Annotated in this window: 15 protein-coding genes; 5 read left to right on the top strand and 10 right to left on the bottom strand. The window is 69.7% G+C overall.

The features are described from left to right. Positions 1-20: 20 nt before the first annotated feature. The 10 genes from LXM55_RS00715 to LXM55_RS00670 all read right to left on the bottom strand — a co-directional run bounded on the left by LXM55_RS00715 (position 21) and on the right by LXM55_RS00670 (position 18,393). Positions 21-491, bottom strand: a complete 471-nt coding sequence (locus LXM55_RS00715; RefSeq protein ID WP_233317662.1) for an Imm30 family immunity protein — start codon at positions 489-491, stop codon at positions 21-23. Positions 492-683: 192 nt separating this feature from the next. Further along, a complete protein-coding gene (locus LXM55_RS00710) occupies positions 684-2,117 on the bottom strand; it encodes an isochorismate synthase (RefSeq protein ID WP_233317661.1) in 1,434 nt (477 codons plus the stop codon). After that, positions 2,110-2,433, bottom strand: coding sequence for an isochorismate lyase (locus LXM55_RS00705; RefSeq protein WP_233319008.1), 324 nt, complete (start codon positions 2,431-2,433; stop codon positions 2,110-2,112). Before LXM55_RS00705 ends, LXM55_RS00710 begins: the two co-directional genes overlap by 8 nt. Positions 2,434-2,456: 23 nt before the next feature. Next, a complete protein-coding gene (locus LXM55_RS00700) occupies positions 2,457-3,236 on the bottom strand; it encodes a thioesterase II family protein (protein ID WP_233317660.1) in 780 nt (259 codons plus the stop codon). After that, positions 3,233-4,348, bottom strand: a complete 1,116-nt coding sequence (locus LXM55_RS00695; protein ID WP_233317659.1) for a saccharopine dehydrogenase NADP-binding domain-containing protein — start codon at positions 4,346-4,348, stop codon at positions 3,233-3,235. The genes LXM55_RS00700 and LXM55_RS00695 overlap by 4 nt, the downstream gene beginning before the upstream one ends. Beyond that, positions 4,345-9,768, bottom strand: coding sequence for a non-ribosomal peptide synthetase (locus LXM55_RS00690; RefSeq protein WP_233317657.1), 5,424 nt, complete (start codon positions 9,766-9,768; stop codon positions 4,345-4,347). The genes LXM55_RS00695 and LXM55_RS00690 overlap by 4 nt, the downstream gene beginning before the upstream one ends. Then, complete coding sequence (locus LXM55_RS00685; protein ID WP_233317655.1) at positions 9,765-13,235, bottom strand: non-ribosomal peptide synthetase; 3,471 nt, start codon at positions 13,233-13,235, stop codon at positions 9,765-9,767. Before LXM55_RS00685 ends, LXM55_RS00690 begins: the two co-directional genes overlap by 4 nt. Beyond that, positions 13,228-14,991, bottom strand: coding sequence for an ABC transporter ATP-binding protein (locus LXM55_RS00680; RefSeq protein ID WP_233317653.1), 1,764 nt, complete (start codon positions 14,989-14,991; stop codon positions 13,228-13,230). Before LXM55_RS00680 ends, LXM55_RS00685 begins: the two co-directional genes overlap by 8 nt. Continuing rightward, positions 14,988-16,733, bottom strand: coding sequence for an ABC transporter ATP-binding protein (locus LXM55_RS00675; RefSeq protein WP_233317650.1), 1,746 nt, complete (start codon positions 16,731-16,733; stop codon positions 14,988-14,990). Before LXM55_RS00675 ends, LXM55_RS00680 begins: the two co-directional genes overlap by 4 nt. After that, positions 16,726-18,393 carry a (2,3-dihydroxybenzoyl)adenylate synthase gene (locus LXM55_RS00670; RefSeq protein ID WP_233317648.1) on the bottom strand — a complete coding sequence of 556 codons (1,668 nt, stop codon included), beginning with the start codon at positions 18,391-18,393 and terminating at the stop codon, positions 16,726-16,728. Before LXM55_RS00670 ends, LXM55_RS00675 begins: the two co-directional genes overlap by 8 nt. 375 nt (positions 18,394-18,768) lie before the next feature. Here LXM55_RS00670 and LXM55_RS00665 point away from each other — a divergent pair, with 375 nt between their 5' ends. The 5 genes from LXM55_RS00665 (at position 18,769) to LXM55_RS00645 (ending at position 25,177) form a co-directional block, all read left to right on the top strand. Then, positions 18,769-19,671 carry an AraC family transcriptional regulator gene (locus LXM55_RS00665; protein WP_233317646.1) on the top strand — a complete coding sequence of 301 codons (903 nt, stop codon included), beginning with the start codon at positions 18,769-18,771 and terminating at the stop codon, positions 19,669-19,671. A gap of 202 nt (positions 19,672-19,873) precedes the next feature. Then, complete coding sequence (locus tag LXM55_RS00660; RefSeq protein WP_233317644.1) at positions 19,874-22,105, top strand: TonB-dependent siderophore receptor; 2,232 nt, start codon at positions 19,874-19,876, stop codon at positions 22,103-22,105. A 6-nt stretch (positions 22,106-22,111) separates the two neighbouring features. Continuing rightward, positions 22,112-22,993, top strand: coding sequence for a PepSY domain-containing protein (locus LXM55_RS00655; protein ID WP_233317642.1), 882 nt, complete (start codon positions 22,112-22,114; stop codon positions 22,991-22,993). Beyond that, on the top strand, positions 22,980-24,113 hold the full coding sequence (locus LXM55_RS00650) for an ABC transporter substrate-binding protein (protein WP_233317640.1): 1,134 nt from the start codon (positions 22,980-22,982) through the stop codon (positions 24,111-24,113). Before LXM55_RS00655 ends, LXM55_RS00650 begins: the two co-directional genes overlap by 14 nt. After that, positions 24,110-25,177, top strand: coding sequence for a FecCD family ABC transporter permease (locus LXM55_RS00645; protein WP_233317639.1), 1,068 nt, complete (start codon positions 24,110-24,112; stop codon positions 25,175-25,177). The genes LXM55_RS00650 and LXM55_RS00645 overlap by 4 nt, the downstream gene beginning before the upstream one ends. Positions 25,178-25,179: the final 2 nt, after the last annotated feature.

The following is a 25,179-nucleotide window of genomic DNA, read 5'->3' as shown; positions in this document are numbered from 1 at the left end:
AGGCTTGTGCAGAAGCTGACTCACGCAGCCGGCTGAGCCGCCACCAGGATGACCATCGTCTTGGCCAGGAATGCCGGAGACTGCTGATTGATCGAATTGGCCAACTCCAGCGCCGCAGCCTTGACCCCCGCTGCGGCCTCGCGCAAGGCACGGACCATCTCCAGCCGCGCGGGCTCACTGTTGAGCACCCGGGTGAAGAGAATCTGCGCCCACCTCGGGCTGTTTTCCAGCAAGCCGGGAAGCGCTGCCAGCAACGCCGGCACGTACACCGGATCATCGAAATGCTCTGCGGCGTGGATCAGCGAGTACATCACAACGTCGTATTCGGCCTCGTCGTCCAGCAATGACAACAGCGGGCCGATGCTGGCCGGATCGGCCAACTGGGCCACCTCGGCGATGCAGGCGTCGATGCGCCGCACAGCGTCCTCGCCCGAGTCGTTGAACGCGTTTTCGAGCTTGAGCAAGGTGTCAGTCAACGCGTCGGATTTCATGGGGGCTCGCCAGGGTGGTCGAATGAAGGGAGGCGCAAAGATACGACCACGCCGGCGTTTTTCCAATCACATAGTCTTCGCCCGAAACCGCTCCCTGCCGCCGTCGCCGCAGGCTGCGCACGGCACCGAAGGGGCCTCGGCGCCCTCTGGATCGCTGCACACCTGCGGCTCGTTCGCAGCCTTCGGCAGCGGCTACAAGGCGCTCTGTCCGCCGTTCACGGCCACGCTCGGCGAGGCCGCTGGCGGGCGCAGCGCCTCGCTAATGGTGCGCAGCTTCAGGCAGGTTTCCTGGTACTCGCTCTGTGGGTCCGACTCGCCGACGATGCCGCAGCCGGCGAACAGGTGCGCCTGGTTGCCGCGAATCAGGGCCGAACGCAGGGCCACGGCAAACTCGCCATCGCCCTCGGCGTTCAGCCAGCCCACCGGGGCGGCGTACCAGCCACGGTCCAGTTGCTCGTGCTCGCGGATGTAGCCCAGCGCCTTGTCCCGCGGCAAACCGCCCACCGCCGGGGTCGGGTGCAGGGCCTGCACCAGTTGCAGCAGGTCGACCTGGGGCCGCAGGCGGCCCAGCACCGGGGTCAGCAGGTGCTGGACGTGAGCCAGGCGGTGCAGCTGCGGCTGCGGCGGAATTTCCAGCATGGCGCAGTAGGGTTGCAGCGACTCGCGCAGGGTCTGCACCACCAGGGCGTGTTCGTGGCGGTCCTTGGCGCTGTCCATCAGGGCCTGGCCCAGTTCCGCGTCCTGCTGTTCGTGCGCGCCGCGGGCGCAGGTGCCGGCCAGGGCCACGGTGTTGAGGGTGCCGCGGGCCAAGCGCACCAGACGCTCCGGCGTGGCCCCGAGGAAGCAGCTGTCGCCACGGCTGAAGGCGAACAGGAAGGCCTGGGGATAGGCCTGCCGGAGGTTCTCCAGCAAGGGGCCGCAGGGGATGTTGCCGGTCGCCTGCAGGCAGGCTTCCCGGGCCAGCACCACTTTGCTCAGTTCACCCTCCTGGATTCGCGCAATCGCCCGGGCCACGCAGTCCTGCCAGCGCTCGGCGGCCAGGGGGGCTGCCTCGGCCTGGATCCCGGCGGGCAGCTGCGCCGCCGGGGCGTGGTGATAGCGCGCCTGCAACAGGCTCCATTCGGCTTCCAGGGCACTGGCGCAATGGGCCACATCGGCACCGGGCTCGACCCACAGGCTGAACAGCCAGTGCTGTTGCTCGCCTTCGCGCAGCAGCAGAATCCGCGGCAGTACCAGGGACGTGGTGGCAAACGACTGCCACTGGGCACTGCGCGGGCCCTGGGGGTCGAAGGCGAAACCGCCGCACAGGCAGGCCCGCTTGGGCCCGACCTGATGGGCCTGCGCCAGCAGCTGGCGCCAGGCCTGGGTGCTGGCGCTGAAACGCTCGGCGGCCGGCGGGCTGATTTCCTCGGTACAGCCGAACCCGGCCAGGGCCAGGGCGCCTTGGTCGCTGGACCAGAACAGGCTCTGGCCGAACACCTGGCGGTTGGCGGCAAACAGCCGCAGCGGTTCCAGGCGCTCGGCGGCCAGGCTGTACACCACCAGCACCGCGCGGCCCCGATGCCGGGCCAGGGATTCGCCCTTGCGCAGAGCCCGGGTCAGCCCGGACAGGCACGATTCATTCATCTTGAGCTCCTTGATCCAGCCCGTGCTGGCGGCGCCAGTGGCGCACTTGCTGGGCAATGTTCCAGTGGATGATCTGGGCCAACAGCGGCACCACGAACATCGGGTCCAGGCCCGCCTCTTCGGCCCATTGCCGGCGTTGCGGGAGCATCGCCGCGACCCGTTCCGGGGCGGCGATGCTGTCCTCGGTCGGCTTGAACTGCGCCGCCGCCTTGACGTAGGCCAGGCGCCGGCCCAGGGCCTGGATGATCTGCCGGTCCATGGCGTCGATACCGCAGCGGACATCGTCCAGGCCGCTGCACTGCTCGGGGGTCTTCATGTCGAGGTCTACCAAAGAAAGGTTCATGGGGTCGAAGGCCAGCACTGCCACGGCTGCTCGCCATGGCCCGCCAGCAGCCGGGTCAGGTGGCGCAGCAGCTCGGCCTGTTGCTCGCGCAGGTAGAAGTGCCCACCGGGGAAGGCCTGGAAATCGGTGACCTGGGCGCTGACCTCGGCCCAGGCATAGGCTTCGTCCTGGTCCACCTCGGTGTCCCGGGTGCCCAGGCACACGCTCAGGGGCAGGTCCAGGGTGCGGCCGATGGCACCGCGGTAACTCTCGATCAGCCGGTAATCGTTGCGCAGCGCCGGCAGGTACAGCTCGCGCAGCGCCGGGTCGTCCAGCGGCGATGGCGCACCGTCCGACAAGCGCCGGACATCCGCCAGCAGGTCCTCGTCCGGGCCCAGGTGCAGTTCGCCGCCGCGCTGGCGATGGGGCGCCGGGTGCGCGGAGACGATCAGCCGCTGCGGCGCCGAACCCTGCTGTTGCAGGCGCGCCGCCACCTCATAGGCCAGGGCCGCGCCCAGGCTGTGGCCGAACAGCACCAGGGGCCGGTCCACCAGGTCCGACAAGGCCCGGGTGATGTTGCCCGCCATCCATTCCAGGCTGCCGGGCCAGTGTTCGCCCAGGCGCTCTTCGCGCCCCGGGTACTGCACGCTGATCAGCTCGACATCCGCCGGCAACGAGTTGCGCCAGCCATTGAAAAAGCTCGCGCTGCCACCGGCATGCGGCAGGCACACCAGACGGCAACGCGGCGGTTGTGGCTGCGGGTAACGCCGCAGCCAGGCACTGGGAGCCTTTCTCACAGCACGCCCTCCTCGGCCTCGGCCAGCGCCACGCCGGTGCAACCGGGCAACTGCACCCGAGTTTCCGGCAGCCAGCGCTGCAGCTGTTCCAGGCACGCCGCCGCGTCCAGCACCTGGGCCGCGTAGTGCAGCCCCTCGGGCAGTTGCGCCCAGTGCAGCGCGCAAAACGCCGCGACGCTGCCGGTCAGGCGAGAACCGTCCGCCGCCCGCAGCCAGGCGCAGTCATGCTGTTCACGCCCGTCGCGCAGGCCGTCGATTTCCACCGCCAGCAACTGATAGGGCTGGCGCCCGGCCACATCCAGGGCGCTGGCCCGGACCAGCGCGGCAACGTTCTGCGCCGCGTCGCGCGCCTGCGGCGCCAAGCCCTGGATACGCTGCAAGGTCGCCGCCAGTTGCCCGCCCTCGAACAGGTTGAAGCCCTGCCCGTGGCCAATCTGCAGGTCGCTGAACAGTCGCTGCTGTTCGCAGCTCAAGTAGGCATAGGCCGGCACGCCGCTCACCGGCAGCCAGGGTCGCTCCAGCAATTGCGGGGTACTGGCACTGCTGCGCACCCGCCGCCCTTGGCTGAAAGCGCACTGGGCCTGACCGAAGCCATTGCCCAGGCTCAGCAGAAAGTCCTCGGCGGCGGTGGCCGACAAGCGCCCCAGCCCACCGGCATAACAGCGCATGGCATCGACCCGCTGGAAGGACTGCGCCAGCAACCGCGGAAACAGCCCCGACAGCCCCGGCAGCATGCCCGCCGACAACAGCACCCGGCGCCCCGCCGGCACCTGCCCCGACAACCGCTCATGCACAGGGTCGTCACCGCCCACATCCAGGTAGTCGGCACCCGCGGCCAGGGCGGCCCGGGCCACCCGATCGAGAATCCGGTAGCTGGGCCCGGCGCAGTTGATCACCAGCACGCAACCGGCACAGAAATCCGCCAGGCGCTGCGAATCCCACAGGTCGAGGGCGCGCACCTCGGCGCGCGCCCCCAGCTGCTGGTTCAACTGCTCGGCCTGCTGCGGATCGCGCCCGCCCAGGCGCAGCGCTACCTGGCCGGCCAGCAACTGCGCGACCTGACGGCCGACGCTGCCATAGGCGCCGACCAGCCCCACCACCCCTGCCCTCATGCCGCCACCTCGGCGGGGGCCGTGAAGGCCTGGGCCACGGCTTGCACCTGGGGCTGTTGCATGCAGCTGAAGTGATCCCCGGGCACATCCACCACCCGCAGTTCACCCAGGCACAGCGCCTGCCAATAGGCGCTCATGTCGCGGTGCATGCCGGGCAGCACCTGCACCTCGCCGCTCTGGCGAATGAACAGCAGGTCGCCCTGGTACGGCGTGGCCTCGTGCAGGGCCACCGCCGCCAGGCTGTGGCGCAGCACCTGCAACTGCTCGCGCAGCCAGTGCAGGTCGCTCAATGGCGAGCCGGCGTGGCGCATGGCCTCGGCAATCGCCAGCAGGCGCTGCTCCGGGGTTTTCTCTGCCAGGCGCCGCAGGCAGGCCAGGGCCGGGGCGCACTGGGCGTCCTCGCTCAAGGCCAGCAGCGAACCCTGGGGCACCCGCCCCGGGGTCTGCGCCAGCACCCGGGCGATGCTGCGTTCCATGGCCTGCTCATCCTCGGGGTAGCCCAGGGCCAGCGGGTCGGCCTGCATCACCCGGGCGAACACGTACTCGGCCAACAGGTCGTCCTCGATCATGAACGGCACCCGGTAGCTGCTGATCACGCTCAGTTGCAGCACCTGGATCGAACGCGCCGCCAGGCACGCCGCCAACTCAGTGGCCAGCAAGCCGCCCAGGCAGTAGCCGACGATGCTCACCTGGCGCCGGCCTTCGGCCTGCAGGGTGTCGGCATAACGCTCGGCCAGCTGGCGAATGGCCGTGGCCGGCTCCAGGGCCAGATAACCCGGCACATCGTTGAGCACCAGCCCTTCCAGGGGCACCTCTTCCCCCAGGGCGGCGAACAAGGCGCGGTACGGCGCCAGGGTGCCACTGCCGTCGTGGACGAAGATCCGCGTCGGGCCCTGGGCCTTGTCGCTGATGCGCACCAGCGGCGACTCGCTTTCCACGCCCTGCCCGCGCAGGTAGTCGGCCAGGGCCGCCACCGTCGGCTGGTTGATCAACTGGCGCAGCAGGTCGCTCCAGGGCAACGGCCGGGCCTGGGGCAAGGCTTCGCGCAGGCGGCCCACCACTTGCGCCACCAGCAGCGAGTCGCCGCCGAGTTCGAAGAAACTCTGCTCACGCCCCACCGCCGGCACCCGCAACAGGGTCTGCCAGACCTCGGCGATGCTGCGCTCCAGGTCGTCCAGCGGCGCGGCCCCGCTGCTGGCCTGCAGCTCGGGGCCGGCCACGCCGATCCGCGCCAGGGCCTGGCGATCGACCTTGCCATTGGCGGTCAGGGGCATGTCGTCAAGCACCTGCCAGTCCGCCGGGATCATGTAGTCCGGCAGGCGCTGGGCCAGGTGGGCGCGCAGTGCCTCGGGCTCCAGGGTCTGGCGCTGGCTCTTGAAGCGGGTGATGAACAGGTGCTGGCCAATCTCCGACATCGCGTCGTCGGCCTTGGGCAGGCACAGCGGGCTTTCGCCCCCGGCCTCCAGCAGCAACTGCTGCCACTGTTCGCGGCGGATGAAGGTGGTGTCCAGCTCGGCGCGAAAATCCTCGAAGGCGGTCAGGCCCTCCTTGAACTCCATGGAGGCCATGATCTGGTAGGTGTCGCGGGTGGCCTCGATGAAGATCAGCCAGCCGCCCGGGGCCAGCATCTCGCGCAGCCGCGCCAGCACCCGGCCGGCGTGCCGCGAGTTGTGCAGCACGTTGGCGCAGAGGATCACGTCCAGGGAGTTGGCGGCCACGCCCTGGGCCCAGTGGTCCTGGTTGAGGTCGAACAGGCCGTAGCTGACCCAGGGGTACGCGGCGAAATGCTCCCGCGCCTCATTGAGGAAGAACTGCGACAGGTCGGTGAACTGGTAGTCCACCGGCAGGCCGTCCAGGGCCGGGATCAGGTCGGCGCTGGTGCCGCCGACCCCGGCGCCGATTTCCAGCAGGCGCAGGCGCTGGCCGGCCGGACGCTGGCGGATGATCTCCTGCACCGCCGCGCACACCGCCTGGTTCAGGTACTGGCTGATCAGGTTCTTGCGGTAGGCCCCCTCGGCGGTGTCGGTCCGGCCCTCGGGGAACAGCAGGTGCAGCGGGTCGAGCCGGTCGCTCATCAGCGCCGGCAGTTGCTCCTGGCTTTCGCGCAGGTAGCGCAGCACCTCGGCGCCCCAGCCCACGGACGGTTCCAGGGCATCGATGCGCTGCCACTGCTGGCGGTATTGCGTGGCCGACACCTGCAAGCCCGAATAACGCCCGGTGTGCCGGTCCCAGTGCACCAGGCCTTCGCGGGCCAGGGCCTGCAACCAGCGGCGGATCAAGCGCTGATTGCGCGGCGCCACCTCGCAGCGCGCCACAATGTCCTCCAGCGCATGGCTCTGCCCCGGGGCCTCGAACAGCCCCGGACGCTGCAGGGCCAGGCCCATGGACAGCAGCGCGGCGCGCTCGACGCAGGCCGACATCTCACTGACCAGGGCATCGCTCAAGCCACCGCGCACCGCCTCGGCCGCCGCCTGGGTGCGCGCCAGCAGGGGCTCCGGCCAGGCCAGCGGCGTGTCGCGCAGGCTGGCCGTCAGGCAGGCTTGCAGGCGCCGGTCGAAGGCGCCCTCGCCCGCGGCCACCACCACCGCCGATTCCACATCCGGATGGCTGAGCAAGGCGCTTTCCACTTCCGCCAGTTCGATGCGATGACCGCGCACCTTGACCTGGAAATCCTCGCGGCCCAGGAACTCGATCAGGCCGTCCTCCAGGTAGCGCCCCAGGTCACCGGTGCGGTACAGGCGCTCGCCGCTGCGCGGATGGTCGACAAAGCGCTCGGCGGTCTTCTCGGCATCCCCCAGGTAGCCCAGGGCCAGGCCGCTGCCGGCGATGTACAGCTCGCCGGCCACCCCTTGCGGACGGTCGCGGCCCTGCTCGTCGAGGATCATGAAGCGCTGGTTGGCCAGCGGCCGGCCGTAGGGAATGCTGCGCCACTGCGGGTCGACCTGGGTGATCGGGTAGTAGATCGACCAGATCGCCGCTTCGGTGGCGCCCCCCAGGCTGATCAGCCGCAGCCGGGGCAGCAGTTGGGCGGCCTCCGCCGGCAGGTTCAGGGGGATCCAGTCCCCCGACAGCAGCGCCAGCCGCAGGGAACCCGGGGCCATGGACGGCACCGCCTGCAGGTAGTGGGTGAGCATCTGCAATTGCGCCGGCACCGAGTTCCACAGGGTCACCCCGTGTTCCCGGGCGCACTCGGCCCAGTGCGAAGGGTCGGCACGGCGCTGCGGGTCCGGCAGCACCAGGGCGCTTCCCACCGCCAGCAGGCCGAAGATGTCGTACACCGACAGGTCGAAGCCCAGGCTGGCCAGGGCCAGCACCCGGTCATCGGCGTCGATGGCCAAGCGCTGGTTGATGTCGACCACGGTATTGAGCGCCGCCTGATGGCTGATCATCACGCCCTTGGGCACCCCGGTGGAGCCGGAGGTGTAGATCACGTAGGCCAGTTGCTGCGGGTCGATGGCCACGCTGGGCACGGGCCGCTGCGGCAGCCGCGGGCCCTGGTCGACCTGGATCACCTGGGTCACCCGCGACGGCCAGCACAACTCATCGCTCAGCCAGGACTGGCTGAGCACCCGGCCGACCTCGGCGTTGTCCAGGATCAGCTGGCGCCGGGCCTCGGGCTGGTTGGTGTCCAGCGGCAGGTAGGCGGCCCCGGCGCGCAGAATGCCGAGCACCGCGATCACCTGTTCCAGGCCCTTGTGCATGCACACCGCGACCCGCTCCCCAGGCTGGCAGCCGGCGTCGAGCAGGGCCTCGGCCACGGCTTCGGCGCGCCCGGCCAGCTCGCCGTAACTCACTTGCGCGGCGCCCTGAATCAGCGCCACACGCTGCGGCGCCGTGGCCGCCTGGCGCCAGAACGGCTCATGCAGCAGCCCCTCGGGCAACGGCGCGCGGCTCTGGTTCACCAGCTCGCGTTGCAGGCGCTGCGCCGCCGGCAGCTCCAGGCAGTCGTCCAGGGTCCAGGCCGAGGGTTCCCGGGCCAGGCGCTTGAGCAGCCGTTCGAAGGTGTCGAACAGCGCATCCAGCAGGGTTTCGCTGAACACCCCTTCGCGGATGTCCCAGTTGATCGCCAGGCCGTCGTCACGCTCGCTGACCTGGCAATCGATCAGCACCTGGGGCGTCTGGCTGATGCCGAACACCAACTCGGCGCCGGGCATGAAGGCCCCGCCGCCGCTCTCGCCGCCAGCCCCCAGGGTGCTGGTGAAGGCGTAGGGCATCAGCGCCGCGTCCTGGCCCTTGCGCCGCGCCAGCTCGCGCAGCACTTCGATGCCCGAACACAGGCGGTGGTCCATGTCCTGCCACAGGCGCTCCTGCAACTGCTGGCTGCGCTGGCCGAAGCTGCCGCCTTGCAGGGTCTGCACTTCCAGCAGCTCCACCGAGCTGAAGTCGCCCACCAGGCGGTCGACCTGGGGGTGCAGCGACAGGCGATTGAGCAGGGTCAGGCTCAGGCAGAAATGCCCGCGCCGGCTCCAGCGCCCGAGGGTTTCGGCGTAGGCCGAGAGGATCGCCGCCGAGACCCCGACCCCGGCCGCCGCCGCGTTCAGGCGCAGGGCGTTGCAGTCGCGGGCTTCCAGGCTCATGGCCCGGCGCTGGAAGCGCGGCCCGCTGGGCGCCCCCAGCAATGGCAGTTCCGGCGCTCCCGGCAGGCTGTCGACCCGCGCCCACCAGTAGTCGCGGTCACGCTGGTAGCGCGGCTGCTCACGCAGGCGGCGCTCCCCCAGCACATAGTCGCGAAAGCTGATCTGCGCCGGCGCCGGCAGGCTCTCGCCGCGATACAACTGCTGCAATTCGGCCAGCAGCATGCGCACGCTCTGGTAGTCGCACACCAGCAGGTCCACCGACAGGTGCAGGCGCGAGGTGTCGCGGCCCTGGCTCACGCACAGCTCGATCAGCGGCCATTGCTGCGGCGTGGCGCGGCGCAGTTCCATGCGCTCACGCAGGGCCTGCAAGGCGCTGCCGTCGTCCTGACGCAGGTCGTGGCAGGCGATGGCGTAGTGCGGCACCTGGGGCAGGATGCGCTGGTAGCCCTCCTCCAGCACCACCGCCCGGAGCATCTCGTGGCGCGCGATCAACTGGTTCCAGGCCTGCTCCAGGCGCAGCGGGTCGAGGTCCTGCTGGGCGAATTCCAGGTAGCCGTGGCAGGCCACCCCGCCATAGCTGAAGGCGCTGGTGCGGCCCAGCAAGTAGGCGGCCTGCACATCGGTCAGCGGGAAGGGTTCTTCGCGGGCCGAATGGTCGGCCTCCAGGGTCGGCATCTGCGCCGCCTGCAGCTGTTGCAGCAACGCCTCCTTGTGCTCGCGCAGCTGGTTCAGGCGCGCCTCGTCCATGACCCCGGCCGGGGCCCGATAGCGCAGGCGGCCCTGTTCTTCCCAGAGCTCCACGCCCAGTTGTTGCAGGTCCTGTTGCAGTTGTTGCAGCGTCATAACACGCCCTCCACCATTGCGTTCTGATTGACGGGCCGCTGTTCCCGGCGCGAGGCGAGCAACTGCCCCTGCAGGGCCACGGTGGCCGCGTTGAAAAAATCCTTGAGCGACAGTTCCAGCTGGAACTGCCGGGCGATGCGTTCGATCAAGCGGGCCGCCAGCAGGCTGTTGCCACCCAGGGCGAAAAAGCCCTGATGCCGGCCCACCTGCGGCACGTCCAGCAGCTCCTGCCACAGCGCGGCCACGGCTTCTTCCCACTCCCCTTGCGGCGGTTCGGCGCTCTGCGGCTGGATGCCCCGGCGCTGTTCCTGCAGCAGCCACAGGAGGGCCGCGCGATCGACCTTGCCGTTACTGCTCAGGGGCAGCTCGGCCAGGCTCAGCCAGGTATCCGGAAGCATGTGTTCGGGCAGCCATTGCCCCAGCCACTGGCGCAGGGCCTGGGGCTCGGGCAGCGGCTCCCGGGCCAGCAGCACCGCCGCCAACTGCGCTTCGCTGCCGGGCAGCACCAGGCTCAGCGCGCGGTCGATGGCGGGGTGGCGCTCCAGGGCCAGGTCGATTTCCGCCAGTTCGATGCGAAAGCCACGGACCTTGACCTGATGGTCCAGGCGCCCGAGAAACTCCAGGCTGCCGTCGACCCAGTAGCGGCCCTGGTCGCCAGTGCGGTACCAGCGCCCGCCGTCATGCTCGACAAAGCGCTGGGCGCTGAGGGCCGGCAGGCCGCGATAGCCGGCGGCCACCCCGGCGCCGCCGATCCACAGCTCGCCGGGCACCCAGTCCGGGCAGTCCCGGCCCTGGCTGTCCACCACCCGGAAGCGCTGGTTGTCCAGGGGCCGGCCGTAGGGGATCGAGCGCCAGTGCGCGGGCACCGCCGTCACTTCCTGATAGTTGGACCAGATCGCCGCCTCGGTGGCGCCGCCCAGGGCCACGAACGGCACGTGGCGGCCCGCCGCTTGCTCCAGGCGCCGTGGCAGGTCGAGGCCGACCCAGTCGCCGGACACCATGGCCAGGCGCAATGCCCCGAGCCCGGCGCCGTCGCGCACTTGCAGGGTCAGCATGTCCAGCAGCGCCGGCACCGAGTTCCACAGGCTTACCCGCTGCTCGCGGATCAGCCGCAGCCATTCCCGGGGTTCCTTGCGCAGGCTGTCCGCGGGCAATACCAGGGCACCGCCGACACTCAGCGGGCCGAAGAGGTCGTACACCGACAGGTCGAAATCCAGGGCCGAGAGCCCCAGCACCCGGTCCTCGGCGCTGACCTGGTAACGCCGGTTGATCGCCGCGACGGTGTTCATCGCCGCCTGATGGCAGAGCTCGACGCCCTTGGGCTCGCCGGTGGTGCCCGAGGTGAAGATCACGTAGGCCAGGGCATCGGCGGCCAGCGCCAGGGGCTGCTCCAGGGCGCGGGCCGGCGCCGCCTGGGCCAGGGTCACCACCCGCAGTTCGGCGAGCCAGATGCCACCGTCGCGGTGGGCTTGATCGGTGATCACCACCCGCGCCCCGGCGCGCTGATAGATCATGTCGCGGCGCGCTGGCGGCTGTTCGATGCCCACCGGTACGTAGACCGCCCCGGCGGCGAGAATCCCCAGCACCGCGACCACCTGTTCGCGGCCCTTGGGCAGAGTGATCGCCACTGCGTCACCCGGCTGCACGCCCCACGCCACCAGCGCCCCGGCCAGTTGCAGGGCCTGCCGAGCCAGCTCGGCGTAGCTCAGGTGGCCTTGTTCGTCGATCAGCGCCAGCGCCTCGGGGTGCTGGCGCGCCTGCAGGAAAAAGCCCTGGTGCAGGCACTGCGCGGGCGTGGCGCGTTCGGTGGCATTGACCCGCTGGCGCTGTTGCTGCTGCGCCGCCGGCAGCGGCAACGGCGCCACCTGTTGCCAGTCGTTGGCGCACAGCCACAGCAGCAAGGCGCGGTAGGCGTCGAACATCTGCTCCAGCAGGCCTTCGGGGAACAGCGCGTCCACCGCGTCCCAGTTCAACAGCAAGCCGTCGGCCAGCGGGTAGCTCTGGTGGTCGAGCCACACCTGGGGGGTCTGCGACAGCGCCCAGCCCGGTTCGCCCAGTTGCTCGCGGCAGGTGGCGTCGACAAAGGCCGGGCCCAGGTTGCAGGCGAACACCACCGGCGCGCCCTGGCCTCCGCCCTGGCGCAGCCGCGCGCGCTCGCGCAGCACCTCGACCCCGGGCCAGGCGCTGTGGGCGATGTCGCGGTGCAACTGGGCCTGCAGCGCCAACGCCTGCTGGCTGAAGGACGCGGGCTGGCGCAGGTCCACTTCAAGCAGCACCAGGTTGGAAAAGTCCGCCAGCAAATCGGGCACGCAGGGGTGCAGTTCCTGGCGATTGAACAGCGGCACGTTGAGCAGGAAATGCTGGCTGGCGCTCCAGCGGCCGAGCACCTGGGCATAGGCGCAGGCCAGCACGCTGGCCAGGGTCAGGCCGTGTTGCCGGGCGCGCTGTTCCAGGGCTTGCAACTGGGCCTGGTCCAGGCGCATGGCCAGGCGCCGGAAGCGCGGAGTGCCAAGCGTCTGCGGCTCCTGGGCCAGGGGCAGTTGCGGGCCGTCCGGCAGCGCTTCCAGGCGTTCCAGCCAATAGTCCCGGGCGGCCGCCAGCTGCGGCGCGCGCAGTTCCTGCTCGGCCCGCAGGTAGTCGGCGAAGTCCCACTCCAGGGCCGGCAGGCGGTGTTCCTGGCCGGCGTGGATCAGCGCCAGATCGCGCAGCAGGATGCCGATGCTGAGCACGTCGGCCACCAGCAGATCGATATTCAGGTGCAAGCGGCTGCGGCCTTCGGGCAGCAGGCTCAGTTGCACGTCGAACACCTGCCCGCGGCTGACCTCCAGGCACCGGTGCGAAAGGCTTTCGCGGACCTGCTCCAGGGCCTCGGCGGCGCCGACGCAGGACGCCTGGCGCAGGTCGTGGACGGTCAGCCCGGGCCAGGGGCTCTGGGGCAGGATGCGCTGGCAGGTGTCGCTGATGAAACAGGCGCGCAGCATCGGGTGGCGCTGGCACAGGCGGCGCAGCGCCTGCTCCAGGCGCTGCGGCTCCAGACCGTGGCCGTCCAGTTCCTGGTACAGGTGGCAGCCGACGCCGCCCAGGGGCATGCCCGGGTCGCGGCCGAACCAGTAGGCCTGTTGCAGCGGGGTCAGGGCAAAATCGTCGCTGACCGGGGGGGTGGCCACGGCCTGCAGGCGCGGCGCCGCGAGGCCACGGCGGGCCTCGATCAGCGCCCACCAGGCGGCCAGGGTCGGCTGCTGGATCAGTTCGGCGAAGCTCAGGGCCACGCCTTCGCTGGCCAGCAGCGCCGGCAGGCGCATGATGCTCACCGAGTCGAGGCCCTGCTCGATCAGCGACGCATCCGCCTCAAGGTCCCCGGGCGCGTAGCCGAGCAACCGGGCGATGCCTTCACAGAGTCCTTGGGGTGAATGACTCAGGCCGGCGTCCGCTGGATGAGCGCGTGCCAGTGCTGGGTTATCAGTCATGGTGGACGGTCCTTTGGGGTACGGAAGAAGGTGTGCGCAAGCGCCAGCGATTGATCGCTTCGCGCTCGTCAAACAGTTCGCGATAACGGCCCGGGGCCGCCATCAGTTGGCTATGGGTGCCGTGCTGGGCCAGGCGACCCTGGTCCAGCAGGAGGATCTGCCCGGCGCTCGGGGCCAGGGTCGGCTTGTGGGTCACCAGCAGCACCGTGTGCTTGCGCGCCAGTTGCAGCAGGCAGCGGTTGACCCGGGCCTCGCTGATGGCATCCAGGGCGGCGGTGGGTTCGTCCAGCAGGATCAGGCTGGCGTCCTTGAGCAGCACCCGGGCCAGCGCCAGGCACTGGCGTTCGCCCCCGGAAAGGCTGACCCCGCCGTCGCCGACCCGGGTCTGCCAGCCCTGGGGCAGGCGCTCGGCGACGCGATCCAGGCCGGTGGCGCGGGCCGCCTCCATCAGCTGGTCGTCGCTGGCCTCGGGGCGGCCCAGGCGCAGGTTGTCCAACAGGCTCGCGGCCAGCGGCGGGCAGTCCTGGAACATCAGGGCGATCGAGCGATCCCGCTGTTCGGCCGACAACTGGCGCAGGTCGACGCCGCCAAGCAGGATGGCGCCGCTACTGACGTCGCTGAACCGCGCCAGCAGGCGCAGCAGGCTCGACTTGCCGGAGCCCGAAGCGCCCACCAGCAGGTTCAGTGAAGCCGGCGGCAGGTCGAAGCTGATGCCCTGCAGGATCACCTGTTCCTGGCGCACCAGCCCCAGGTCGCGCACCTGCAGCTGCTGCCCCTGGGGTTCTCGGGGCTGGCCCGGCTCTGCCAGCGCCGGCAGGCGCAACAGATGGCGCAGGCGGTTCAGGCCGTGGCGGGTCTGGCGCAAGGTGGTGCCGAGGTTGACCAGCGCACCCATGGGTTCCACCAGGCAAGTGGCAAGCACCGCCAGCGCCAGGTATTGGGCCGCGCCGAGGCTGGCCCCAAGCACCGCATACAGGCCGCACAGCAGCACCGCGGTGTACCCCGCCTGGAGCACCACCGCCAGCCCCAGGGCCGCCGGAAAGGTCCGCCAGTGGGCCCGGCGCTGGGCCCGGCGCTGTTGCTGCAAGGCCTCGGTGAGCAGGTTGAAGCCTTCGCCGCTGCGGCCACTGGCCCGCAGCAACGGCTGCTGGCGCAGAAACTCCAGGACCCGCGCCGCCGCTTCGTTGGCCGCCGCCTCGCTGCGGCTTTCGGCCTGAGCGCCCCAGCGCACGCCCCAGTGGTAGAACACCAGCAGCAGGGGCACGCTGGCCAGGGCCGCCAGGGCCATGGAACGGTCGTAGAAGAACAGCGCCAGGAGCAGCGCCAGGGGCGTCAGCACGGCGTTGGCCATGGGCTGCAGCAAGTGCGCCGGGGCGCTCATGATCTGCAGCACGGTGTGGGTCACCAGCCGGTTGAGCTCGGCGCTGCGGCGCTCGACGAACCACTCCAGGGGCAGGCGCACCAGTTGCTGGCCGATGCGCAGGTTCAACGATTGCGCCGCGGCGGCGCCAGCGCGGTAACCCGCGAGCTGGGCATGCCGGCGCAACCCCAGGCACAGCCCCGCCAGCACCGCAAAGGTCGCCGCCCATCGCCAGGGCTCGTGCCCCGCGGCGGCCTCGAACAGGCTGGCGAACGCCATCGGCAACAAGGCCAGCGCCGCGCCCTGGGCCAGGGCGCTGGCGGCCATGGCCAGCAAGGCCCGGCGCAGCAGGCGGGCTTCGGCCGGCTGCAAACTGCGTAACAGGGCGCCAATCATGCCTGGCCCTCCACTGTCTGCGCGGCGCAGAACTGCTGCGCCGCCCACAGCCCGGCATACACCCCCTGCTGCTCCAGCAAGCGCTGGTGCTGGCCGCACTCCACCAGTTGCCCGCCTTGCAGCACGGCGATCTGGTCGGCGTCCTGGATGCTGCTCAGGCGATGAGCGATCACCAGCACCGTGCGCCCCGCCGCCAACCGCGACAGGGCCTGCTGGATCGCCGCCTCGGACTGCGGGTCGCTGGCGGCGGTGGCCTCGTCAAGCACCAGGATCGGCGCCCGACTGAGCATCGCCCGGGCAATGCCCAGGCGTTGCACTTCACCGCCGGACAGCTGTACGCCACTGCCCAGCTGGCTGTGGTAGCCCTCGGGCAAGGCGGCGATGCGCGCGTGGATCTGCGCCGCGCGGGCCGCCTCTTCGACGTCGGCCAGGCTGGCCTCGGGGCGCCCCAGGCGCAGGTTGTCGAGAACGCTGGCGCGCAGCAGGCGCACCTCCTGGAAGACAAAGGCCACTTGGCGATACAGGGTCGCGCTGTCCATGTCCCGCAGATCGACGCCGCCAATGCGGATGGCCCCGGCGCTGACATCGGCAAAGCGCGCCAGCAAGGTCGCCAGGGTCGATTTGCCGGCCCCCGAGTCCCCCACCAGGGCGGTCAGTGTGCCGGGCTGCAATTGCAGGTCGATGCCGCGCAGCACCTGGGTGCCGTCGGGGTAGCTGAACGCCACTTCATCAAAAACCACCTGGTGCCCCTCGGGCTCCAGGGAAAACGCCGGCTGCGCCAGCACCGGGGTGTTCAGCACCGCACTGATGCGCTGCGCCGCTGCCCGGCCCTGGACCAGCGAATCGGCACCATGCCCCAGGGCCGCCACCGGCGCCGCCAGGGCCGGGCCGAGCAAGGCGAACGGCAGCAACTGCGCCGGTTGCAGCCAGCCCGCCGCCGTCAGCGGCACCCCGGCCACCAGCACCAGGGCCAGCACCAGCAGGGGCGAGAGCAGCACCTCGACACTGGCACCCAGGCCGGCCCAGCGCTCCACCCACTGCGAGAAGAAGCGCCCGAAGCCCTGCACCGCCTTGAAGAAGTCGGCCTGCACCCGTTCCGCGCGGCCGAAGGACTTGACCATGGCGATGCTCTGGACAAAGTTCAGGGTCGCCGTGGACAACTCGCCCAGGGCCGCCCCCAGGCGCTGGCGCTCGGCCTGATAGGCCGGGGTACGCATCACCCGCAGGCGCCACAGCGCCAGCAGCGGCGGCACCAGCACCACCAGGGTCATGGGCAGGCTCACCGCCAGCAGGTAGACCAGGCTGGCCAGGGGCACCACCAGCGCCGCCACCGCATTGTTGGGCAGGTGCGCCACCAACTGGTGCAAGGCGCCGACGTCATCCAGCAAGGCGCGCTCGGCGGTCTCGCGCTGCGGGCCGAACCAGGCCAGGGGCACCCGCGCCAGGTGCGCGGCAATCCGCTGGCGCAGCTGGCGTTGCAGGTCGCTGTCGGCCAGGTGGGTGATCTGCAACGCCGCCGCCAGCCCGAGCAGGCGCAGGAGCAAGGCCACGGCGCCGGCCAGCAGCCAGAACTGCGCGTGCGGCGCATCCAGCTCGCCGGCCAGCAGCGGCGGCGCCAGCTCGGCCACGGCGATGAACGGCAGCAGCCCCACCAGCGCCGCCAGGGCCTGCAGCAGCATGGCCAGCAGCAGGCGCCCGCGCACCGGCTGCAGCAGGTCGGAAAGCCCTTGCCGGTCAGCCACGGGCGCCACGTCCTTCCAGGGGCTCGGCCTGGGCGCCGAAGTACAGGGCCTGGATCGCCTCGCGCAGGTGCTTGCGGCTGACCTTGCCGACCCCGGTCTGGGGAAAGGCCGGGATGAACTCGAAGCGGTCCGGCAGCTTGAACGCCGCCAGCCCCTGAGCCCGCAGGTGGCGCAGCAGTTCCGGGGCCCGGGGCGCGGCGCCACGGGGAATGACGAAGGCGCAGGTGCGCTCGCCGAGGAAGGCATCGGGCATCGCCACCAGGGCCACGTCGGCCACCGCCGGATGGCTGAGCAGCAGGTTCTCCACCTCTTCGGCGGCGATCTTTTCACCGCCGCGGTTGATCAGGTCCTTGTCCCGCCCTTCCACCATCAGGTAGCCGTCGGCGGTGAGCATGACGCGGTCGCCGGTGCGGTAGAAGCCGTCGGCGGTGAAGGCCTGGGCGTTGTGCTCGGGGTAACGGTAGTAACCGCGGATGGTGTAGGGGCCACGGGTCAGCAACTGCCCCACCTGCCCCACCGGCACCGGCTGCTCGTGCTCGTCCACCACGCGGATTTCATCCGCCGGCGACAGCGGCCGGCCCTGGGTGTGCAGCACCCGCTGCGGTGGGTCCTCGGGGTCGGTGTAGCAGATCAGCCCCTCGGCCATGCCGAACACCTGCTGCAGGCGACAGCCCAGCACCGGCTCGACCCGGCGCGCCGCCTCGAAGCTGAGCTTGGCCCCGCCCACTTGCAGCAGTTGCAACGGCGCCAGGCCACGCCCGCGGGCCTGGGCCGCTTCCAGCCAGACCAGGGCCAGGGGCGGCACCAGCGCGGTGTGGGTCACCGCTTCGCGCTCGATCAGCTCGAAGCAGACTTCCGGGCTCGGCGAGGGGCTCAGCACCACCCGCCCGCCCACCGCGAAGGTGCCGATGAACCCCGGGCAGCACATGGGAAAGTTGTGCGCCATGGGCAGCGCCACCAGGTACACGCTGGCCTCGGAGAGGCCGCAGCGCTCGGCGCTGGCCCGCAGGTTGTAGAGGTATTCGTGGTGGCGGCGCGGTATCAGCTTGGGAACCCCGGTGGAGCCGCCGGAGAGCTGGAAGCAGGCCACCGCGTCGGCACTGGGGGCCGGGAAGGTGCGCGAGGCGCTGTCGTCATACAGGCTGTGCAGGGCGGTGAATTCCTCGGCCTCGCCGGCCACCAGCACCCATTCCAGGTGTGGCTGGCCAGCCTTGAGCTCGCGGGCCATGGCGCGGAAGTCGAAGCCGCCCTCGCGGTCGGCGCAGAAGTAGGCGCGGGCCTGGGCGAACTCACAGAAGCGGCCGATTTCCAGGTGCCGGTGGGCCGGCAGCGCGAAGATCGGCCTTACCCCCAGGCGATACAGGGCAAAGCAGACTTCGACGAAGGCCGCGCTGTTGGGCAGTTGCAGCACCACGTTGTCACCCGCCCGCAGCCCCAGCCGGTACAGGCCGGCGGCCAGCTGGTCGACCCGCAGGTCCAGTTGCCGGTAGCTCAGGCGCTGCTCGCCCACGGTCAGCGCCTCACGCTCAGCAAAGGCCCGGGCGGCGCCGCGCAGCAGGTCACCGAAGGTTTCCTCGCGCCAGTAGCCGGCCTCGCGGTAACGCTGGGCGAAGTCGTCGGGCCAAGAGGGGCAATCCTTGAGGTCATCGAAAATGGACATGCTGTCTCCTGAGTTTTTTTACGCAAAAAGCGGCCCTGGACCTGAGATCTCAGGCCCCTGGAATGAGCTGGAAAACCGCCGTCAGGGTTGGCGGGAATGAAGAGTCGCCGGCGGTCCTGCGGCGCTGTCGGGCAAAGGGTCATCCATGGAGGGCTGTCGTGCCTGGAAATGAGAGTGATTATTAATAGGCAATTTGCCGGACCCGGCAATCGGCAGGACATTCGTTTGCGCGGCTTTTTCTTTTGATTGCGCGGCGCGCCCCGCGCAAAGCCCGATGGGATGGGGCCCGGAAGCTAAAGGATAATCATTCTTAATTACAGAAAAGCATTTTCCTGCTAGCGTATGGCCTCTTTTCAGGTCCACAGGGAGTTCGCCATGCTCAGCCCCAACGCTGCGCCGCAGCCTGTCAAAAGGGATTTCACCCTGCACTTTCCCAACCCGCAGCCTGCCGGGTCGGCCGCGGTCGTCCCGGAGATCACCCTGTCCACCGGGACCGTGCTGATGGACAGCCAGATGTGGATGCAGGAGCCGCTCTGGCAAGGTCTGAAAATCATCCTGGTGCTCAGTGGCCAGCTCAATTGCCGGGTCGAGGGCCAGCCGGAAGTGGAGATCCGCGGGCCCACCCTGTGCGCCGTGGCCAACCAGGGCGAACACTGCGGCGACCACCTGTTCGCCAGCGGCGTGCCGGTGCGCTACACCACGGTGCAGCTGGATTTTCCCTCGATCCGCAATGTCGGCCTGGAGCCCGAGCGCCTGCTCGATCAGCGCGGCGGCGGCCCCATGCTGTTCTGCCAGCCGGCGAGCAAACCGCTGCTGGCCCTGGCGCAGCAGATTTTCACTTGCCCGCTGCAAGGCCCGACCCGCTCCTTCTACCTGGGCGGCAAGGCCCTGGAGCTGACCGCCCTGGGGGTCGAGGGCATCCTCGCCCAGGCCGAGTCCAGGCCACTGCAGGACAGCCCGTGCAGCTCGGCGGACATCGAACGCATCCATGCCGCCCGTGACCTGCTGCTCAGTTCCTTGCAGGATTCGCCTTCGCTGTCGGAGCTGTCGCGCCAGGTCGGCCTCAACCCGCGCAAGCTCACCGCCGGTTTCCGCCAGGTGTTCGGCACCAGCGTCTATGCCTACCTGCAGGAGCAGCGCCTGGGCGAAGCCTATCGCCTGCTGGCCAGCGGCGAGACCAATGTCTCCAGCGCGGCCTACCGGGTCGGCTACAGCCCGGCGCATTTCTCCACGGCCTTTCGCAAGCGCTTCGGGGTGTCGCCCAAGTCGTTGCGTTGAAGCGCCGCAGGGTTGAATCGCTGGTGTTGCAGAAGGCCGCGGCCTGTCGGCCTCGAACCTTGTGCCGGTTGCCCTGGCCCCCTCCCCGCGCGGTACCGCAAACGAAAGAAATGGTCGCTCAAGCCAAAGTATTAGCCCGCAACCCATGCTCACAAATGAGATACGTTTACATTCTCATTTAATCCCCATCACGGAGTGAAGCATGGGTAGCCGCGTTGCGCACCGAAACACCTCAGGTTGGCCGGTCAATGGCCTGGTCTCGCGTCCGGCCTTGCGCCGCAGCCCGCTGGCGTACCTGATCCACGGCCTGGCCCTGGGCCTGTCGCTGACTCAGGCCGGCGCCGCCCAGGCCGCCACTGGCGAGGCCGACAAGGACCCGGCGCTGACCCTGGACACCAGCGTGATCAGCGCCACCCAGGTCGACTCCCCCACCGGCCAGCAAAGCGGCTACGTGGCCAAGCGCAGCCTCAGCGGGACCAAGACCGACGCCTCGCTGAGTGAAATTCCGCAGTCGATTTCCGTGGTCACCCGCGATCAGATGGACGCCCAGCAAGTGCAGTCGGTGAACGAGGCGCTGCGCTACACCGCCGGGGTGCAGGCCAACACCACCGCCGCCAGCCAGCGTTTCGACACGATCTCGATCCGTGGTTTCGACGTCACCACCGGCATGCTGCGCGACGGCCTCAAGGGCAACACCGCCCAGGCCTGGCCCAAGGTCGAAGCCTATGGGCTGGAGCGCATCGACGTGCTCAAGGGCCCGGCCTCGGTGCTGTTCGGCCAGAACTCGCCGGGGGGCGTGGTCAACCAGATCAGCAAGCGCCCGCTGGAACAGCCCTTCCATGAAGTGCAGATCCAGGGCGGCAGTTTCGACCGGGCCCAGGGCCAGTTCGACTTCAGCGGCCCGCTGGACGATGAGGGGCAGTTCCTCTACCGCCTGGTGGGGCTGGAACGCGACAGCGGTACCCAGTTCGATCACATCAAGGACGACAAGCAGTACTTCGCGCCCTCCTTCACCTGGAAGCCCAACGACGACACCCGCCTGACCCTGCTGGCCGACTACACCCAGGATGCGTTCGGCGCCCCCAGGGTGTTCCTGCCGGCCCGCGGCACCCTGCTCGGCAACCCCAATGGCAAGGTCAAGCACAACGTCTTCCTCGATGAACCGGGGCTGGACAACGACCGCACCCAGTATTCCCTGGGCTACCTGCTGGAGCACCGCCTGAATGACGTCTGGAGCCTCAACTCCAGCGCCCGCTACGGCCACGTCAACCTGCTGACCAACACCGCCAGCGGCATGTCGCTGGAGTCGGACCTGCGCACCCTGAAGCGCGACGCCTATCGCTTTCGCATCGTCGGCGACACCTACTCCCTGGACAACAACGCCCAGGCCCGCTGGAACCTGGGCAGCACGCAGATGCTGTCGCTGCTGGGGGTCGACTACCGGCGCACCCGCGAGGACTACTACCTGCGCGGCGGCAGCGCTTCGCCCATCGACATCTACAACCCGGTGCATGGCGGCGTGTTCGACCCCAGCACGCCGTTCACCAACACCGTGCAGCGCGCCGATCAGGTCGGGGTCTATGCCCAGCAGCAGTTCACCTTCGACGAGCACTGGGTGCTCACCGTCGGCGGACGCCAGGACCGCTCCAGCGCCCGTACCGACAACCGCATGAACGACAGCGGCAGCAAGCAGAACGACGAGAAGTTCACCTACCGCACCGGCCTGGTGTACCTGGCGGACAACGGCCTGGCGCCCTACATCAGCTACTCCACCTCGTTCGACCCGGTGCTGGGCACCAACTTCTACGGCACGCCGTACAAGCCCACCAGCGCCAAGCAGTCGGAAGTGGGGGTCAAGTACCAGCCACCGGGCATCGACAGCTACATCACCCTGTCGCTGTTCGACCTGACCCAGGAAAACGTCCTGACCACCGACCCGGCCCAACGCCTGAACAAGCTCCAGACCGGCGAAATCAACGTGCGCGGCATTGAACTCGAAGGCAAGGCCAGCCTGGCCCGTGGCCTGGACCTGCTGGCGGCGCTGACCTACAACGACGCCGAGGTGAGCAAGAGCAACAACCCGCTGGAGAAAGGCCAGCGCCCCACCGACACCCCGGAAAAGATGGCCTCGCTGTGGGCCGACTACACCCTGCCCGAAGGCCCCCTGAGCGGCCTCGGTTTCGGCGCCGGGGTGCGCTACATCGGCTCCACCGAGGCCGATGCCGCCAACACCGTCAGCGTGCCCTCCTACACCCTGCTGGACGCGGCGGTGCACTACGACTTTGACAAGCTGATCCCGGCGGCCAAGGGTCTGCGCCTGGCGGTGAATGCTACCAACCTCACCGACAAGCGCTATTACGAAGGCTGCTCGTTGACCAGCTGCAGCGCCGGCTATGACCGCAGCGTCATCGCCAGCCTGCGCTACCGCTGGTAAGCCGCCGTGCTGCGCCTGCGTGACATCTGGCTCGGCCTGCATCGCTGGCTGGCCCTGAGCCTGGGCCTGTTCCTGGCGCTGCTGGGCCTCAGTGGTTCGCTGCTGGAGCTCAAGGGGCCGATCCTGCGCTGGGAAGTCGGGGCGCCGATGCTGCAACTGGCCCCTGGCGAACACGGCGCCGCTCTTGAGCAGAGCGCCTGGATCAGCGCCGCCAGCAGCGCCTACCCGCAGTTGCAGAAAGTCTTCGGCGCGGCGCCACCGCGCCAGGGCTTTCTCGAATCGGACAACGTGATCGTCTTCGGTGCCCTCAAGGAGCGCCCCGGCACCGGCATCGCCATGATCGATCCCTACAACGGCGAGCCCCGCGGCTTCTTCGTCTTCGAAGACCTGTGGCTGGCCAAGCTGGTGGCGCTGCACCGCGGCCTGCTGTTGCCGCAGGCGTTGGGTGCGAACCTGGTGCTGCTGTGTGGCCTGGTGCTGCTGGGCTCGCTGGGCAGCGGCCTGTACCTGTGGTGGCCGGGCCGGCGCAACTGGTGGAAAGCCGCCAGCCTGCGCCCCGGCAGCCGGGGCAGCCGACGCCTGCGCGAATGGCACAACCTGGCCGCCGCGTGGCTGTGCCTGCCGCTGCTGCTGATCGCCGGCAGCGGCGCCTGGCTGGCGCGCCCCGACCTGTTCACCTGGCCCGGCGCCCAGCCCATGGCGCTCAAGCCGCTGTTCTCCGCCGCCCACGGGCACCTGCTGCTGGGGGCTCCCGGCGCCTGGCTGGCGTTTGCCTGCGGCCTTTCGTTACCCCTGCTGTACATCACCGGCCTGCTGCTGTGGTGGCGCAAGCGCGTCGCCCGCCGGGCCGTTCAATCGTTCAAGGAAACCTTACATGACACACCGTGATTTCTTGCGCCGCGCCCGCCACGGGCTGCTGCTCGGCCTGCTGCCCCTGGGCCTTTTGTGGGCGACCACGGCCAGCGCCGCGACCCTCACCGACCTGGCCGGGCGCCAGGTCCAGGTGCCAGAGAAGGTCGAGCACATCCTCCTGGGTGAAGGGCGGATGATCTACTCGCTGTCGCTGCTCGAAGGCCAGAACCCCTTCGCCCGTCTCGCCGGTTGGCAGGGGGACTTTCGCGGCCTCGACGTGCAGGGCTACGAGGCCTATCACCAGGCCTTCCCCCAGGCCGAAAAAGTGCCGCTGGTGGGCGGCACGTCCGCCGAGACCTTCAGCGTCGAAAAGGCCCTGGCGGTGCACCCGGACCTGGCGATCATGGCCCTGAGCGGCGGCCACGGGCCGAGCCCCGACAGCGAGGCGGTGAAGCAGCTGGAAGCCGCCGGGGTGGCGGTGATCTTCGTCGACTTCAGCGACCACCCGCTGAGCAACACCGTGCCCAGCATACGCCTGCTGGGCCAGGCCCTGGGCCGCGAGCAGCAGGCCGAGGCCTTCATCGCGTTCTATCAACAGGCCCTGGCCCGGGTCACCGAGCCCCTGGCCAAGGCGGCGCCGCTCAAGCAGCCGACGATTTTCATCGACATGCTCGCCGGGCTGCAGGATTGCTGCGGCTCGCCGGGCACCGGCAATTTCGGCGAGATGATCAAGCTGGTCGGCGGGCGCAACATCGCCGACGGGCGTATCCCCGGACCCATTGGGGTGCTCAACGTGGAATACATCCTTTCCAGCGACCCGGACGTGTACGTCGCCACCGGGGTCTTCGCCGCCGGCCAGGGCGGCGTGACCCTGGGCTATTCGGCGACCTTGCAGCAGGCCCGGGACAGCCTGCGCCAGGCCGCCCAGCGCCCGCCGCTGAACGAGCTGCGGGCGGTGCGCCAGGGCCATGTGCATGGCCTGTGGCACATCTTCTATGACTCGCCGGAGCACCTGATCGCGATCCAGGCCCTGGCCAAGTGGCTGCACCCGGAACTGTTCAAGGACCTGGACCCGGACCAGACCCGCCGCGAGCTGTACCAGCGCTTCATGCCGATTCCCGCCAGCGGCGTGTTCGCCACGAGCCTGCAACCATGACCCGGGCCGCCACCGAGGTGCAGGACAGCATCGCCAGCGGGCATTACCGCAAACGCCATGGCCGCCGGGTGCTGCTGTTGTCCGGGCTGGCCCTGGCCTTGCTGCTGTCCCTGGCCCTGGACATTACGACCGGACCTTCGGGCATGAGCCTTTCGCGCCTGCTGCAGGTGCTCTGGGACCCGGGTTCGATGCCCCGGGTCGAGGCGGTGATCGTGTGGAACGTGCGCCTGCCCTACGCGCTGATGGCGGTGCTGGTGGGCGCGGCCCTGGCCCTGGCCGGGGCCGAGATGCAGACCGTGCTCGACAACCCGCTGGCCAGCCCCTTCACCCTTGGCGTGTCCGCCGCCGCGGCCTTCGGCGCGGCGCTGGCGATTGTCCTGGGCCTGGGCATTCCCGGGGTGCCGGCGCAGTACCTGATTTCGGCCAACGCCTTTCTGTTCGCCCTGGCCTCGGTGGCCTTGCTGTACCTGCTGGCGCGCTGGCGCGGCTTCGGCGTCGAGAGCCTGGTGCTGTTCGGTATCGCGTTGGTGTTCGCCTTCAATGCCCTGGTGGCCCTGCTGCAGTTCGTCGCCACCCAGGACAGCCTGCAGCAACTGGTGTTCTGGACCCTGGGCAGCCTGGCCCGCGCTTCCTGGGAAAAGCTCGCGCTGCTGGCCCTGGCCCTGGCGCTGTGCCTGCCGTTTTCCCTGCGCCAGAGCTGGGCCCTGACCGCCCTGACCCTGGGCGAGGAACGCGCCCGCAGCTTCGGCATCGACGTCGGCCGCCTGCGCCTGCTGGCGCTGCTGCGCATCAGCCTGCTGTCGGCGCTGGCGGTGTCCTTTGTCGGCACCATCGGCTTTATCGGCCTGATCGCCCCGCACATCGCCCGCCTGCTGGTGGGCGAGGACCACCGGCTGTTCCTGCCGGCCAGCGTGCTCAGCGGCGGGCTGATCCTGTCCATGGCCTCCATCGCCAGCAAGACGCTGATTCCCGGGGTGCTGGTGCCGGTGGGCATCGTCACCGCCCTGGTGGGCATTCCCTTTTTCATGGCCATTGTCATGCGCAACCGTCGAGGTGTCCTGTGAGC

This window comes from Pseudomonas sp. Au-Pse12 (assembly GCF_021341665.1).
Lineage (GTDB): Bacteria > Pseudomonadota > Gammaproteobacteria > Pseudomonadales > Pseudomonadaceae > Aquipseudomonas.
Note: the sequence above shows the minus strand (reverse complement) of the source record. Positions and strands in the feature narration are given on the sequence as shown.

What these genes read in the sequence shown, in the direction of transcription:
- LXM55_RS00690 (WP_233317657.1), bottom strand. Translation starts at nt 9,768, where the DNA reads ATGACGCTGCAACAACTGCAACAGGACCTGCAACAACTGGGCGTGGAG.
- LXM55_RS00665 (WP_233317646.1), top strand. Translation starts at nt 18,769, where the DNA reads ATGCTCAGCCCCAACGCTGCGCCGCAGCCTGTCAAAAGGGATTTCACC.
- LXM55_RS00670 (WP_233317648.1), bottom strand. Translation starts at nt 18,393, where the DNA reads ATGTCCATTTTCGATGACCTCAAGGATTGCCCCTCTTGGCCCGACGAC.
- LXM55_RS00685 (WP_233317655.1), bottom strand. Translation starts at nt 13,235, where the DNA reads ATGACTGATAACCCAGCACTGGCACGCGCTCATCCAGCGGACGCCGGC.
- LXM55_RS00680 (WP_233317653.1), bottom strand. Translation starts at nt 14,991, where the DNA reads ATGATTGGCGCCCTGTTACGCAGTTTGCAGCCGGCCGAAGCCCGCCTG.
- LXM55_RS00660 (WP_233317644.1), top strand. Translation starts at nt 19,874, where the DNA reads ATGGGTAGCCGCGTTGCGCACCGAAACACCTCAGGTTGGCCGGTCAAT.
- LXM55_RS00645 (WP_233317639.1), top strand. Translation starts at nt 24,110, where the DNA reads ATGACCCGGGCCGCCACCGAGGTGCAGGACAGCATCGCCAGCGGGCAT.
- LXM55_RS00695 (WP_233317659.1), bottom strand. Translation starts at nt 4,348, where the DNA reads ATGAGGGCAGGGGTGGTGGGGCTGGTCGGCGCCTATGGCAGCGTCGGC.
- LXM55_RS00705 (WP_233319008.1), bottom strand. Translation starts at nt 2,433, where the DNA reads ATGAAGACCCCCGAGCAGTGCAGCGGCCTGGACGATGTCCGCTGCGGT.
- LXM55_RS00710 (WP_233317661.1), bottom strand. Translation starts at nt 2,117, where the DNA reads ATGAATGAATCGTGCCTGTCCGGGCTGACCCGGGCTCTGCGCAAGGGC.
- LXM55_RS00715 (WP_233317662.1), bottom strand. Translation starts at nt 491, where the DNA reads ATGAAATCCGACGCGTTGACTGACACCTTGCTCAAGCTCGAAAACGCG.
- LXM55_RS00650 (WP_233317640.1), top strand. Translation starts at nt 22,980, where the DNA reads ATGACACACCGTGATTTCTTGCGCCGCGCCCGCCACGGGCTGCTGCTC.